Origin of the sequence: Kitasatospora sp. NPDC088351 (genome assembly GCF_040685575.1) — a bacterium.
Classification (GTDB): Bacteria; Actinomycetota; Actinomycetes; order Streptomycetales; family Streptomycetaceae; genus Kitasatospora.
Genome location: NZ_JBFBIL010000044.1, coordinates 22,243 through 36,122, shown reverse-complemented (window position 1 = coordinate 36,122; position 13,880 = coordinate 22,243). Strand labels below are relative to the sequence as shown.

The window sequence follows — 13,880 nt, the reverse complement described above, 5'->3', positions numbered from 1 at the left end:
ACGCCGATTCCCGACAGGGGCGCCGCCACAGGCAGCCGAAGTGCTGGTGGAGCCGGTACGGCGTCTGAGAGGTGTTGACTGACTATGCCCCAACGGCCTGCAACCGACAGCCCGGCGTACGGACCGCTCGACCCGCTCGACCAGCACCGGGGGCCGGTCGGCCGGGCCCTTCCGGACGCCCCCGACGCCCCGACCGCCGACGAACGGCGGCTGCCCGAGCAGGCCACCCCCGACCGGCACCCGGCGCCCCTCGCGCCCCCGGACGGGACGACCGCCGCCCCGGCCCCGCCCGTCGCCGGCCACTCCGGCCCGGCCCCGCAGAACGGCCAGCTGGCCGCGCTGATCGAGGAGGCCGGCTTCTCGCACGCCGGTCTGGCCCGCCGGGTCGACCAGCTGGGCCTGGAGCACGGCCTGGACCTGCGCTACGACAAGACCTCGGTCACCCGCTGGCTCCGCGGCCAGCAGCCGCGCGGCGCCACCCCGGCGCTGATCGCCGAGGTCTTCACCCGCCGCCTCGGCCGCCGCCTCACCGCCCAGGACCTCGGCCTGGACGCCTGCGCCCCGGTCTACGCCGGGCTGGAGTTCGCCGAGACGCCGCAGGAGGCGGTGGACATCGTGGCGAGCATGTGGCGCAAGGACAACGGCCCGCAGTCCGAGCTGCGGCGGATCGCGTTCACCCCGGCCGGGCTGGTGGTGCCCAGCCGGGACTGGCTGATCGGCCGCACCGACGAGCGGGTCGCCCGGGACGGCTCCACCCTGGCCCGCCCCGACCCCGCCGCGGGCGCGCCGCCCGCCGGAGCGCCCGCGCCCGGCGGGACCCCGGTGCCCCCGGTGCGCGGCCCCGCCCCCGGGGCGCCGGGCGCGGCGCCGGCCAGGGCGGGCGTCCCGGGTGCCGCCGCCTCCACGGCGCTCGGCCGGGTACCGGTCCAGAGCCGGCGCCCGCCGCTGGCCGTCGAGCCCCCCTACAGCGACCCGGCCCGCGAGCAGCGCCCGGCGCTGCGGGTCGGCCGGGGCGACATCGCCGCCATCCGCGCCGTCGGGGACCTCTTCCGCGCGCTGGACCACGCGTACGGCGGCGGCCACGCCCGGCAGGCGCTGGTCCGCTACCTGGAGAGCGAGGCCGAGCCGATGCTGCGCGGCCGCTACGGCGAGCAGATCGGGCGGGCGCTGTTCGCCGCGGTCGCCGACCTGACCAGGCTGGCAGGCTGGACGTCCTTCGACATCGCCGCGCACGGTCTGGCCCAGCGCTACTTCGTCCAGGCGCTGCGGCTCTCCCAGGCGGCGGGGGACCGCGTGCTCGGCGGGTACGTCCTGGTGACGATGAGCCAGCAGGCGGTGCACCTCGGGCACGGCCGGGAGGCCGTCCAGCTGGCCCGGGTCGCCCAGCAGGGCGTGGGCACCGCCGTGCCGCCCGTCGTGCAGTCGCTGCTGCACGCGGCCGAGGCGCGCGGGCACGGCCTGCTGGGGGACGTCCGGTCCTGCACCACCGCCCTGGTGCGCGCCGAGCGGTCCCTCGCCGCGGCCCGTCCCGTCGACGAACTGCCCACCTGGGCGCGGTACTTCGACGAGGCGCAGCTGGCCGACGAGTTCGCGCACTGCTACCGGGACCTCCAGCAGTGGCGGACGTCCGCCCAGCACGCGGAGAAGTCGCTGCGGCTGCGCTCGCCCGCCTACGCCCGCAGCCGGATCTTCTGCCGGCTGGTGCTGGCCACGGCCCGGCTGGGCATGGGGGACCTCGACGAGGCGTGCACCATGGCCACCGACGCGCTGCGGGCGGCCGGGGAGATGCGCTCGGCCCGCTCGCTGGAGTACGTGCGGGACTTCCACCGCCGGCTCGCCCCCTACCGGGGCAGCCCGGTGGCCCGGGCGTTCGAGGAGACGGCCCGTCAGACGGGGGTGATCTGACGCCCGCCGTCCGGCCGCCGCTTGCCCGCCCGCCGCATGGCCGGCCACCGCCCGCCCGGGCGAGGGCCGGCCGGCGGTGCTCACCAGCTCTCGGCGCGTACCCGGGGCCGGCCCTGCTCCGCCGGCGGGCGCGCGCCGCCGCGCAACTGCTGGGCCAGCAGCGGGAAGAGCAGGACGGAGAGCATGCCCGCACCGACCAGCGCGGCCGCCGTGGAGGACGGCAGGTGATCCGCGTTCACCTCGATCGTGGTGATCACCACGACCAGCGGCAGCGCCGTCGCGCCGTACAGCCCGAGCGCCGCCCGGTCGCGCCGCCCGAGCCCGATCGGCGCGAGCAGCGCGGCGGGCAGCCCGCGCACCACCAGGAGCAGCAGCAGGAACACCGGGACGAGCAGCATCGTGCCGGGTTCGTTCAGCAGCGCGTCCAGGTCGAACTTCATCCCGCTGACGACGAAGAACACCGGGACGAGAAAGCCGAAGCCGATGCCCTCCAGCTTGGCCTCGATCACCGTCTCCTCGGCCTCCGGCACGTCGGAGAGCAGCAGACGGGAGACGACGCCGGCGGTGAAGGCGCCGAGCAGCATGTCCAGGTCGAGCCAGAGTGCGGCGGCCACCATCGCCGCGAGCACCAGCATCACCGTGCGGATCGCGAACTGCCCGGAGGTGCGCAGGGTGTGCCGGATCAGCCGGGTCATCCACGCCGGCCGGGGCCGGCGGGCGCAGCTCACCGCGACCACCGTGATCACCGCGAAGGCGCCGAGGATGACGGCGGCCCTGGCCGGGGTGTTGCCGCTGAGCAGCGCCGCGATCGCGATGATCGGCCCGAACTCGCCGACCGCGCCGGTGGCCATCACCAACGAGCCGAACGGGGTGGGCAGTTCACCGGCGTCGCGGAGGATCGGCAGGATGGTGCCGAGCGCGGTGGTGGTGAGCGCCAGCCCGGCGAAGGCGCCGTTCAGCGGGTCGCGGTTGACCATCGCGCCCACCCCCAGCGCCACCGCCAGGGTCGTCAGCCACGCGGCGCCCGCCCGTCTGAGCGGGCCGCCGCGCAGCCTGGCGAAGTCGATCTCGTAGCCGGCCAGGAACATCAGCATGGCCAGGCCGAACCGCGAGAACGCGTCGACCAGGCCGCCGACGTGCGCCCAGTCCAGGACGTCCGGGCCGATCAGGACGCCGAGCACGATCTCGAACACCACGGTCGGCACGGCGATCCACCGCAGCAGCCGGTCGGCGAGCAGCGGCGCGGCCACGGCGGCGGCCGGGATCAGGATCAGCGCCAGGGGCTGGACCTGGACTCCGGCGCTCACCGCGCAACCGGCCGAGAGGGGAATGCCATCCGATTAGCGGTCATATCGGCATACTGGCATGTCGTCGGTTGCCGCCATCGCAGCCCGGTCACGTGTTCACGCCACCGCGGGTGCCACCCCCTGCCGCCACGGGAGAGCGGCCCGCGCCGCCGTAGACACGCCTAGGCCGCCGCCTCCACCGCCCGGGGCGCGGTCGGCAGGCCGAGGTCGCGCACCACGGCCTGTGCCGCCCGCCGCCCCGAGACCAGCGCACCCTGGACGCTGCTGGTGTCCCGGTGGTCGCCGCAGACGTACAGCCCGGCCAGCACCCGGACCGGGCGCCGGCTGTTGTGCGGCGGCGGCATGGCCGGCAGGGCGTCGGGCAGGTGCCGCACGCTCAGGAAGTGCCAGCCCTTGGTCGGTGTCCCGTACAGCTCCGCCAGCCGCCCGCGCACCGCCGGTTCGAGTGCGGCGGGCCCGCCGGCGTCGAAGGAACGCCGCCCGAGCACGGTGGTCGCGATCAACGCCTGCCCGGCCGGGGCGTACGAGGGGTGCAGCTCGCTGAGTACCAGCGAGTGCGAGACCAGCGGCGGGTGGCCGCCGGGCCGGTCGCCGTCGAGCAGCAGGACGGCCTCGCCGACCGGGGGCCGGTGGGCCGCGTGGTAGAAGGTGGTCACGGGGTGGAAGTCGGGCAGCCGCAGCCCCGGCAGCAGCCCGGTGGCGGACTGTCCGTCGGTGGCCACCACGACGGCCTGCGCGCCGATCCGTCCGTGCCCGGCGGTCTCCACACCGTCGGCCGTGATCGAGGTGACCTGCACCCCGGTCCGCACGGTGCCGGCGGGCAGGGCGGCGGCGAGCTGGGCCGGCACGGCCGCGATTCCGGCGGCGGGCAGACAGAGCCGTCCGCGCGCGTAGGAGCGCAGCACCAGGTCGGCGATCCGGCTGCTGGTGCCCAGGTCCGGGTCGCTGAGCAGGGCGCTCAGCAGCGGCCGCAGGAAGCCGTCGACGGTGCGGGGGGCCGGGCCGCGTTCGGCGAGCGCGCGGGCGGCGGTGGTCTCCGGCCGGGCCTGCAGCCGCCCGGCCGGGGTGGCGGCGAGCCGGCTGAGCCAGTTGCCCAGCCGGGCCTTGTCCAGCGGACTGCCCAGCGGTGCCCGGGTGGTGGCCTGCCGGGCGGCGGTCAGCTGCGGGTCCCCGGCGCGGTAGCGGCGGCCGCCGCTGTGGACCAGCACGCCGGGGGCGAGGGGCCGCAGATCGAGGCGGTCGAGGTCGAGTGTGCGGCGGAGTTCGGGGAAGGCGGTGTTCAGCAGGTGGCTGCCGTGGTCGAGCCGGAATCCGTCCAGCTCGCGGGTGGCCATCCGGCCGCCGATCCGGTCCGTGGTCTCCAGGACCTGGACGGACAGGCCATGGCCGGTGAGCGCGCGGGCGGCGGCCAGGCCCGCGAGGCCGGCGCCCACCACGATGACGTCCGGGTCGGACTGCCGGCGAGCGCGGCGAGTGAAGTCGTACGTGGGCACTGGCGTGCTCCCTCCCTGGTCCCGGAGCTTCGGCCGACGCAGGCAGCGGGGTGCCGGGACACGGTCCGACGATGTGATGCCCAGTCAATGTGAGCGTCAGACCGTCGTACTGGGCCGTATCCCGGGCCCGGAAAGGGCTCGGCGGCATCCGGCGGGGGCGCGGTCACGGACTGTGCGCCCAAGGGGCCGGGTTCGGGGGCTACGGGCGCGCACGGTCACCGGGGGCGTGCGACGCGCCCGCCGTGTGCTCCCGTGCGCCCCTCCCGGGAGCCCCGTCGGTTCCCCGCCCGGCATATGCCCCTGGCCAGGGCAAACGCCGTAGCGGGCGTACGCGGACGAGAGTGGACGGGCCGGGTCGGCCGTCCCGGTGCGACAACCGCACCAACGACACCATCGGCGACACCGCCAACGGCACCGCGACGACCGCAGCGCCGACGCAACACCGACATGCGCCGACGCAACGCCGACGTACCGCCGAACCCGGAGCGCGCCTACAGCGCCGCCCGCACCGCCGAGTCCACGTCCGGGTGTTCGAACCGGAAGCCGGCCTCCAGCAGCCGCCGGGGCACCACCCGGTGGCTGCCGACCACCTCGATCGCCAGCTCGCCCAGCACGGCCTTCAGCACCGCCTCCGGCACCGGGAACGGCGTCGGCCGCTTCAGCGCCCGCCCGAGTGCCGCCGTCAGCTCGGCGTTGGTCACCGGCTCCGGCGCGGTGAGGTTGAAGGCGCCGGCGAGGTCGTCCCGGTCGATCAGGAACCGCAGCGCGGCGACCTCGTCGGCCAGCGAGATGTAGCTCCAGTACTGGCGCCCGTCGCCGAGCCGCCCGCCGAGCCCCAGCCGGAAGAGCGGGAACAGCCGCCCACCGGCCCCGCCGGCGGCGGAGAGCACCAGTCCGGTGCGCGGGTGGACCACCCGGATGCCGGCCCGCTCGGCGGGCCGGGCGGCGGCCTCCCACTCGACGCAGACCTCGGCCAGGAAGTCGTCCCCGGCGGGGGAGTCCTCGTCGATCACCCGGTCGCCGGTCTGTCCGTACAGGCCGACCGCGGAGGCGCTGACCAGCACCCGGGGCGGCTCCTTCAGGTTCGCCAGCGCGACGGCCAGCGTCTCGGTGCCGAGCACCCGGCTCTCCCGGATCTCCCGCTTGTAGGAGTCCGTCCAGCGGCCGTCGCCGACCCCGGCGCCGGCCAGGTGCACCACCGCCTCGACGCCGGCCAGCCCGTCCCGGTCGACCTGGCCCAGCTGGGGGTTCCAGCCGATCGCCGTCGTCCCGTCGGCCTGTGGGCCCGTCCTGGAGCGGTGCCGGACCAGCCGGACCACCTCGTGGCCGTCCGCCAGCAGCGAGTGGACGAGTGCCGAGCCGATCAATCCCGTGGAGCCTGTGACCGCGATGCGCATGGGCCCATCCTCGCAGCTCAAAATCCGTATGCCTTCGGGACGCGGCTGATTAGCATGACGCGCATGTCCGACGACGATCTGATCATCCGTTCCGCGCAGCCCGAGGACGAACAGGAGCTCGCCACCCTCAACCGCGCCACCTGGTCCACCCTTTCCGAGGTCTCCCCGCGGCCCGCGGAGGAGGACGGCGTCTTCGACGAGCGTCACCTCCCGGACCAGTTCCTGCTCGCCCTGCTCGGCGGCCGGATCGTCGGCTACGTCCGCCCGGTCCCGCCCACCCCGCTGGCCAGCAACCAGCACGTCCGTCAGATCCAGGGCCTGGCCGTCGACTCCTCGGTCCGCGGCCGGGGCATCGGGCGGTCGCTGGTCGAGGCCGCCTGCGAGGCCGCCAAGGAACAGGGCGCCCGCCGGATGACCCTGCGTGTGCTCGGCCACAACGCCCCGGCCCGGCGGCTCTACGAGAGCTGCGGCTTCGTCGTCGAGGGCTCGCTCGCCGAGGAGTTCCTGATCGACGGCCAGTACGTGGACGACATCTGGATGGCCCGGTCGCTGACCGCCTGAGCCGCCCTGGCCGCTTGACCGGATCACCTGCACCACCCGCCCCATCCGTCTGACGAATCGTCAGATCGCTGGCGTGGGTGGTGCAGAGTCGTGACAATCCGCACCTGTCTGGGGTGCTGCCGCGCCGGGTACCGTACGGCCGTGAGCAATTCGACGCCTCCCGGGTGGTACCCGGTACCGGGTGCGGACGGCGCAGCCGGTCATGAGCGCTGGTGGGACGGCAACGCCTGGACCAGTGACGTCCGTCCCGTCCAGGCGGGCGGTGCCCAGCTCGCCGACGCCCCGACCCAGACCTGGCAGCCCCCGCAGCAGCCGGTCTCCGCCCCGCCACCCGCATACGGCTACGGAGCCCCGCAGCAGGGCGCCCCCGGCTACGGCTACCCGGGCCAGGCCCCGCAGGCCTACGGCTACCCCCAGGGCGGCTACCCGCCCCCACCGCGGCCGGGCCGGATGAAGCCGGGCGTGGCCGTCGCCGTCGTGCTCGCGGTGCTGGCCGTGGTCGGTGTGGTGGCCGGGATCGCGCTCAACAACAGCGACAAGCCGCAGGCGGGCCCGGCGCCGACGCCCACGGTCACCGTCTCGGACAGCTCGAGCCCCAGCCCGTCCCCGACCCCGCGCACGCCCACCCCGACGACGACCCCGCTCCCCGCGCCGATCGTCAAGGACACCGTCTCCGACAGCCGGCACGCCATCATCGTGCCGGTCTTCGAGGACTGGGACGCCCAGACCGACAGCGCGCACTCGACGGTCTTCCTGGGCACCGGCCGGTACACCTGCCCGGGCGGCGGCTCGTGCATCCGCGGCCAGTTCTCGGTCGAGAAGGAGACCATCGCGGGCGCCAGCGCCCGCGCGGCGGCCGAGGCGGCGATGCCCGCCTACGCGGCGGCGATCTTCACCGGCATCGCCTCGCACACTGACGCGGGCTCCTTCGCCACCACGGTGGCGGGCGTCCCGGGGTACGCCGTGCGCTGGCGCATCAAGACCACCGACGGCACCCGGGGCTACGTCCTGCTGGCGGCCGTCCCGGCCAAGGGCGGCGGCTACGTCGCCTTCGAGGGCGGGGTGGACGACGACCCGAGCGCACCCGACCCGACCGTGCTCGACCAGATCCTCAAGGGCATCAAGCAGGACGGCACCGCCACCGGCTCCACCACCTGACGCCCGCCGGGGGCGTCTCCCGCGAGCCACCCCCGGGGCCCGCTCCGGTCGCCCGGCGGGAGGCGTGTGTCAGTCCCCGTAGCGCTCCCAGAGCTTGGGGAAACGCTTCGCCATGGTGTCCGGATCGTCGAAGTCCAGGGCCGCACCGGCCGGCCGCGCGGGCTGCCGCCCGCCCACCTCGGGCAGCGGCAGCCCGGTCAGCTGCTCGTACGCCTCGTCGGCGGCGTAGCCGAGATCCTCGGCCTCGCCGTCCTCCTCCTCGTCGAAGCCGGGCAGCAGCTCCGCCAGGTCGTCCGGATCGTACAGCCCGCCCTCGAACACCTCCCGGCCCTGACCGATCAGCCAGCAGCGGAAGAAGTCGAAGGTGTCCTCGGAGGCGCCGTCCAGCAGCAGGTAGGCCGCTCCCCAGAGGTCGATGCGGTAGGCGCGCTGGAAGCGGGCCTCGAAGAGCCGCGCGAAGTCGATGACGTCGTCCGGGGTCAGCTGGACGAGCCGCTCCACCAGGCGCTCCGCCTGCTCGTCCGGGTCGCCCTCGGCGGCCTCCCGGGTCTCGTCGATGATCTGCCAGAAGTCGGTCTCGTCCATCACCGCTCCAGCATCCCCGTTCACCCGCGCAACCGCATGCGATGGGCTCACGAAACGCGGAAACCCCCGGAGACGGGGGGCCACGAAAACGCGGAGCCCCGCGCCGTCCGGGGACGACGCGGGGGCTCCGGGGACTGCCGTGCTCGCTGGTGCCTTACAGGCCGAGCTCGACCTCGAACTCGCCGGCCTCCAGGATCTCCTTGACGGCCACCAGGTAGCGGGCGGCGTCGGCGCCGTCCACCAGGCGGTGGTCGTAGGAGAGCGACAGGTAGGTCATGTCGCGGATGCCGATGGCGGTGCCGCCGTCGGCCTCGATGACGACCGGGCGCTTGACGGTCGCGCCGATGCCCAGGATGGCGGCCTGGTTCGGCGGGACGATGACGGTGTCGAACAGCGCACCGCGCGAGCCGGTGTTGCTGATGGTGAAGGTGGCGCCGGACAGCTCGTCCGGGGTGATCTTGCTGTCGCGCACCTTGCCGGCCAGCTCCGCGGTCTTCTTGGAGATGCCGGCGATGTTGAGGTCGCCCGCACCCTTGATGACCGGGGTCATCAGACCCTTCTCGGAGTCCACCGCGATACCGATGTTCTCGGAGTCGAAGTAGGTGATGGTGCCCTCGGCGTCGTTGATCCGGGCGTTGATGACCGGGTGGCTCTTCAGCGCCTGGGCGGCGGCCTTGACGAAGAACGGCATCGGGGACAGCTTCACGCCCTCACGGGCGAGGAAGGCGTCCTTGGCCTTGCCGCGCAGCGACATGATCTTGGTGAGGTCCACCTCGACCACGCTGGTCAGCTGGGCCTGCTCGTGCAGGGCCTTCATCATGTTGTCGCCGATGACCTTGCGCATGCGGGTCATCTTGACGGTCTGGCCCCGCAGCGGGGACGGCGCGGCGGCGGCCTTCGGCGCGGCGGCCGGAGCGGCGGCGACGGGGGCCGGTACGGCCTTCGCGGCCTCGGCGGCGGCGATGACGTCCTGCTTGCGGATACGGCCGCCGACACCGGTGCCGGTGACGGCGGTCAGGGCGACGCCCTGCTCGGCGGCGAGCTTGCGCACCAGCGGGGTGACGTAGGCATCACCGGCGTCGGCCACCGGGGCGGCCGGAGCGGCAACCGGAGCCGGAGCGGCGACGGGGGCCGGGGCAGCCGGGGCGACCGGGGCCGGAGCGGCCGGGGCAACCGGAGCCGGGGCGGCGACCGGAGCCGGAGCAGCGGCCACCGGGGCGGCCGGGGCAACCGGCGCGGGGGCGGCGACCGGCGCCGGAGCGGCAACCGGGGCCGGAGCGGCAACCGGGGCCGGAGCCGGAGCGGCGGCACCGGCGGCACCGATCAGCGCGAGCTGGGCGCCGACCTCGGCGGTCTCGTCCTCGCCGACCAGGATCTTCACGACGACGCCGGCGACCGGCGACGGGATCTCGGTGTCGACCTTGTCGGTGGAGACCTCGAGCAGCGGCTCGTCGATCTCGACCGTCTCACCCTCGGCCTTCAGCCAACGGGTGACGGTGCCCTCGGTGACCGACTCGCCCAGCGCGGGCAGCAGGACCGGGGTGGCGTCGGCGGCCGGGGCGGCCGCGGCCGGGGCCTCGGCGACCGGCGCGGCCGGAGCGGCAACCGGGGCGACGGGGGCCGGGGCGGCGACCGGAGCCGGAGCGGCGGCGGGCGCGGCCTCGGCGGCCGGCGCGGGGGCCGCGACCGGGGCGCCGGTGCCGTCGTCGATGATCGCCAGCTCGGCGCCGACCTCGACGGTCTCGTCCTCGCCGACCTTGATCGAGGCCAGGATGCCCGAAGCCGGGGCCGGGATCTCGGTGTCGACCTTGTCGGTGGAGACCTCGAGCAGCGGCTCGTCGACCTCCACGCGCTCACCCTCGGCCTTCAGCCAACGGGTGACGGTTCCCTCGGAAACGCTCTCGCCCAGCGCGGGCAGTGTTACTGAGACCGCCATGGTTTCAGCGACTCCTATCAAGTCTTGCGTACTGGAATGGGGGATTGGGGAGCGCGATCAGTCGTGCGCGTGCAGCGGCTTGCCGGCCAGCGCCAGGTGCGCCTCGCCCAGGGCCTCGGACTGGGTCGGGTGGGCGTGGATGAGCTGCGCGACCTCGGCCGGCAGTGCCTCCCAGTTGTAGATCAGCTGGGCCTCGCCGACCTGCTCGCCCATGCGGGCGCCGACCATGTGGACGCCGACCACGGCGCCGTCCTTGACCTGGACGAGCTTGATCTCGCCGGCGGTCTTCAGGATCTTGCTCTTGCCGTTGCCGGCCAGGTTGTACTTGAGGGTGACGACCTTCTCCTTGCCGTACAGCTCCACGGCCTTGGCCTCGGAGATGCCGACGGAGGCGACCTCGGGGTTGGAGTAGGTCACGCGCGGGACGCCGTCGTAGTCGATCGGCACGGCCTTCAGGCCGGCCAGGCGCTCGGCGACCAGGATGCCCTCGGCGAAGCCGACGTGGGCCAGCTGCAGGGTCGGGGCGAGGTCGCCGACGGCCGAGATGGTGGGCACGTTGGTGCGCATGTACTCGTCGACGAGGACGTAGCCGCGGTCCATCGCGACGCCGTTCTCCTCGTAGCCGAGACCAGCCGAGACCGGGCCGCGGCCGATGGCGACGAGCAGCAGGTCGGCGTCGATCTGCTTGCCGTTCTCGGTGGAGACGCGCACACCGGTCTCGGTGTACTCGACGCCGGAGAAGCGGGCCTTCAGCTCGAACTTGATGCCGCGCTTGCGGAAGGCGCGCTCCAGCAGCTTGGAGGAGTTCTCGTCCTCCAGCGGGACCAGGTGCGGCAGCGCCTCGACGATGGTGACGTCGACGCCGAAGGACTTCCAGACCGAGGCGAACTCGACGCCGATCACGCCGCCGCCGAGGATGACGGCCGACTTCGGGATGCGGTCGAGCTTGAGGGCGTGGTCGGAGGAGATCACGCGGTCGCCGTCGATGGTCAGGCCCGGGAGCGACTTCGGCACGGAGCCGGTGGCCAGGACGATGTGGCGGCCCTCGATGCGCTGGCCGTTGACGTCCACCGAGGTCTGCGAGGAGAGCTTGCCCTCGCCCTGGATGAAGGTGACCTTGCGGGAGGCCACCAGGCCCTGCAGGCCCTTGTACAGGCCGGCGATGACGTCGTCCTTGTACTTGTGGACGCCGTTGATGTCGATGCCCTGGAAGGTGGCCAGCACGCCGAACTCGGCGGCCTCCTTCGTCTCGTCCGCGATCTCGGCGGCGTGCAGCAGCGCCTTGGTCGGGATGCAGCCTCGGTGCAGGCAGGTGCCGCCCAGCTCGCCCTTCTCGACCAGGGCGACACTCTGGCCCAGCTGAGCGGCGCGGAGCGCCGCGGCGTAACCGCCGCTTCCGCCTCCGAGAATGACTACGTCGAAAACGGTGCTGGCGTCGTTCGCCACGTCACGTCCTCCATGCAATGGGGTGTGGATCGCCGGGCCGGTCACGGTCCGGTGGGTCGGGAAGCCCTTGTGGGGCGCCCAGTCGTGCCGGAAATACATCTTCGCACTTGTTCACGGCGGCTGATGTCCGGGTCCGCTCCAGGGGTGTCCGTCAGGGCGGTCACCGGGGTGGGAATACCCCCGACGGAAGGACATCACCGCAGCTCACGGCGGTATTGACGGCGGTGGTGCCGACGCCCCCGGCGGGCCGGGGCGTGGCGGGTTCCGCACTGTGGAACAAAGTTTCGCCAGTAGCGAACAAGAGTGCACACCGCGGGTTCGTTCCCTACCCGCAGGTAACCGCGGGTGGGAAGCCGACGGGGCCCGGCGCAACCGCGCCGGGCCCCGTCCGCTCAGGCCTCGGATCAGGCCTTGGCGCCCGCCGCGGTCTGCTCGGCGAAGCGGACCAGGGTGCGCACCGCGGTCGCGGTGCCGCCCTTGGGGGTGTAGCCGAACGGCGCGCCCTCGTGGAAGGCCGGGCCGGCGATGTCCAGGTGGGCCCAGTCGATGCCCTCGGCCACGAACTCCTGCAGGAACAGGCCGGCCACCAGGCCGCCGCCCATCCGGTCGCCCATGTTGGCCAGGTCGGCGATGGTCGACTCGGTCATGCCCTTGCGCAGCTCGGCCGGCAGCGGCATCGGCCAGGACGGCTCGCCGGCCTCGCCCGCGACGGTGTGCAGCGTCTCGCGCAGCTCGTCGTTGTTGGCCATCACACCGAAGGTGCGGTTGCCCAGAGCCACCATCATCGCGCCGGTCAGCGTCGCCACGTCGACGATGACGTCCGGGTTCTCCTCGCCGGCCCGCACGATCGCGTCGGCCAGCACCAGACGGCCCTCGGCGTCGGTGTTCAGCACCTCGACGGTCTTGCCGCCGTACATCTTCAGCACGTCGCCCGGGCGGGTGGCCGAGCCGGACGGCATGTTCTCCGCCAGCGCCAGCCAGCCGGTGACGTTGACGGCCAGGCCCAGGCGCTTGGCGGCGACCACGGCGGCGAACACCGCGGCGGCGCCCGCCATGTCGCACTTCATGGTCTCGTTGTGGCCGGCCGGCTTCAGCGAGATGCCGCCCGAGTCGTAGGTGATGCCCTTGCCGACGAACGCCAGGCTCGCCCTGGCCTTCGGGTGGGTGTACGCCACCTTCACCAGCCGGGGCGGGTTGGCCGAGCCGTTGCCGACGCCCAGCAGGCCGCCGAAGCCGCCCTTGAGAAGCGCCTTCTCGTCCAGCACCTCGACCTTGAGGCCGTGCTCCTTGCCGGCGGCCTGGGCGATCGCGGCGAAGCCCTTCGGGTTCAGGTCGTTCGGGGCGGTGTTGACCAGGTCGCGGGCGCGGTTCATCTCCTCGCCGACGGCCAGGGCGCGCTCGACCGCGGCCTTGGCGTCCTTGCTGCCCTTGCGGGCGACGAGCAGGACCAGCTCGCCGACGGGCTCCTTGGCGCCGCTGTTCTTGTAGGTGCCGAACGTGTACGCGCCGAGCAGGCCGCCCAGCGCGACCGCCTCGACCTCGTCGGCGGACTCGGCCGGCAGTGCCAGCGCGGCCTTCTTGGCGCCGGCCAGGGTGCGGGCGGCGACACCGGCGGCGCAGCGCAGCGCCTCGGCCGGGTAGCCGCCGTCGGCGGCCTCGCCGAGGCCGACCGCGAGCACGAGCGCGGCCTTCAGGCCGGCGGGGGAGGGCACCTTGACGGCCTCGCCCTCGGCGCCGGTCGCGCCCAGGGTGGTGAGGACCTCGGCCAGCTTGCCCTCGAACGCCTCGGCCACGGCCTCGGAGCCGGGGGCCAGCACAATGCCCTTCGGGCCCTTCGCCACACCGATCACCAGGGCGTCCGCGCGCAGCGAGGCGGCGGAGGAGGTGCTCACAGACAATGCAGTCACGTAATGCGTCCTGTTCTTTCGCGGTCCACGGCCGGTCACGGCGCGGCTGACGCACCGGCACAGCCCGGAGCCGCCGCGCGGGTCGTTCCGCCCGCCGTGCGCCGGGTCCGGGGCCCCTGGCGCGGGCGCCCGCCGGTCGCGGCGGCCGCACACATCAGAGGCCCCGGCTCCTCAACGCGCGCCGG

The 13,880-nt window shown here is 74.2% G+C and carries 10 protein-coding genes; 3 read left to right on the top strand and 7 right to left on the bottom strand.

Annotated elements, in window-relative coordinates; all coding sequences use genetic code 11:
• Positions 1 to 84: 84 nt before the first annotated feature.
• Entirely contained in the window at positions 85 to 1,905 is a 1,821-nt protein-coding gene (locus AB0P06_RS26345; RefSeq protein WP_363611423.1) for a regulator, read from the top strand.
• A gap of 80 nt (positions 1,906 to 1,985) precedes the next feature.
• On the opposite strand, the gene AB0P06_RS26340 is transcribed toward AB0P06_RS26345, so the two are convergent.
• The 3 genes from AB0P06_RS26340 to AB0P06_RS26330 form a co-directional block, all read right to left on the bottom strand.
• The gene (locus tag AB0P06_RS26340; protein WP_363611421.1) at positions 1,986 to 3,212 is read right to left on the bottom strand and encodes a cation:proton antiporter; all 1,227 of its coding nucleotides are present in this window, start codon (positions 3,210 to 3,212) and stop codon (positions 1,986 to 1,988) included.
• Between the two features lie 161 nt (positions 3,213 to 3,373).
• Positions 3,374 to 4,705, bottom strand: a complete 1,332-nt coding sequence (locus AB0P06_RS26335) for an FAD-dependent oxidoreductase (RefSeq protein ID WP_363611417.1) — start codon at positions 4,703 to 4,705, stop codon at positions 3,374 to 3,376.
• 491 nt (positions 4,706 to 5,196) lie between these two features.
• Positions 5,197 to 6,102, bottom strand: a complete 906-nt coding sequence (locus AB0P06_RS26330) for a TIGR01777 family oxidoreductase (protein WP_363611415.1) — start codon at positions 6,100 to 6,102, stop codon at positions 5,197 to 5,199.
• A gap of 63 nt (positions 6,103 to 6,165) precedes the next feature.
• Here AB0P06_RS26330 and AB0P06_RS26325 point away from each other — a divergent pair, with 63 nt between their 5' ends.
• Both AB0P06_RS26325 and AB0P06_RS26320 read left to right on the top strand, forming a co-directional pair.
• The gene (locus AB0P06_RS26325) at positions 6,166 to 6,663 is read left to right on the top strand and encodes a GNAT family N-acetyltransferase (RefSeq protein WP_363611413.1); all 498 of its coding nucleotides are present in this window, start codon (positions 6,166 to 6,168) and stop codon (positions 6,661 to 6,663) included.
• 141 nt (positions 6,664 to 6,804) lie between these two features.
• Positions 6,805 to 7,821, top strand: a complete 1,017-nt coding sequence (locus tag AB0P06_RS26320; protein ID WP_363611411.1) for a DUF2510 domain-containing protein — start codon at positions 6,805 to 6,807, stop codon at positions 7,819 to 7,821.
• 69 nt (positions 7,822 to 7,890) lie between these two features.
• Here the strand turns inward: AB0P06_RS26320 and AB0P06_RS26315 are convergent, their stop codons facing one another.
• From AB0P06_RS26315 to AB0P06_RS26300, 4 genes are all read right to left on the bottom strand, one after another.
• Complete coding sequence (locus tag AB0P06_RS26315; protein WP_363611409.1) at positions 7,891 to 8,406, bottom strand: DUF4240 domain-containing protein; 516 nt, start codon at positions 8,404 to 8,406, stop codon at positions 7,891 to 7,893.
• 154 nt (positions 8,407 to 8,560) lie between these two features.
• The gene (gene sucB / locus AB0P06_RS26310) at positions 8,561 to 10,342 is read right to left on the bottom strand and encodes a 2-oxoglutarate dehydrogenase, E2 component, dihydrolipoamide succinyltransferase (protein WP_363611407.1); all 1,782 of its coding nucleotides are present in this window, start codon (positions 10,340 to 10,342) and stop codon (positions 8,561 to 8,563) included.
• 57 nt (positions 10,343 to 10,399) lie between these two features.
• Positions 10,400 to 11,788 (bottom strand): dihydrolipoyl dehydrogenase, encoded by a 1,389-nt coding sequence (gene lpdA, locus AB0P06_RS26305; RefSeq protein WP_363611405.1) that lies wholly within the window; start codon positions 11,786 to 11,788, stop codon positions 10,400 to 10,402.
• 404 nt (positions 11,789 to 12,192) lie between these two features.
• Positions 12,193 to 13,695: a leucyl aminopeptidase gene (locus tag AB0P06_RS26300; protein ID WP_363611403.1), complete on the bottom strand. Its 1,503-nt coding sequence runs from the start codon at positions 13,693 to 13,695 to the stop codon at positions 12,193 to 12,195.
• Between the last annotated feature and the right edge of the window lie 185 nt (positions 13,696 to 13,880).

Excerpts from the sequence above, each read along its gene's own strand:
- AB0P06_RS26345 (WP_363611423.1), top strand. The coding sequence starts at position 85 with ATGCCCCAACGGCCTGCAACCGACAGCCCGGCGTACGGACCGCTCGAC.
- AB0P06_RS26330 (WP_363611415.1), bottom strand. The coding sequence starts at position 6,102 with ATGCGCATCGCGGTCACAGGCTCCACGGGATTGATCGGCTCGGCACTC.
- AB0P06_RS26325 (WP_363611413.1), top strand. The coding sequence starts at position 6,166 with ATGTCCGACGACGATCTGATCATCCGTTCCGCGCAGCCCGAGGACGAA.
- AB0P06_RS26315 (WP_363611409.1), bottom strand. The coding sequence starts at position 8,406 with ATGGACGAGACCGACTTCTGGCAGATCATCGACGAGACCCGGGAGGCC.
- sucB (WP_363611407.1), bottom strand. The coding sequence starts at position 10,342 with ATGGCGGTCTCAGTAACACTGCCCGCGCTGGGCGAGAGCGTTTCCGAG.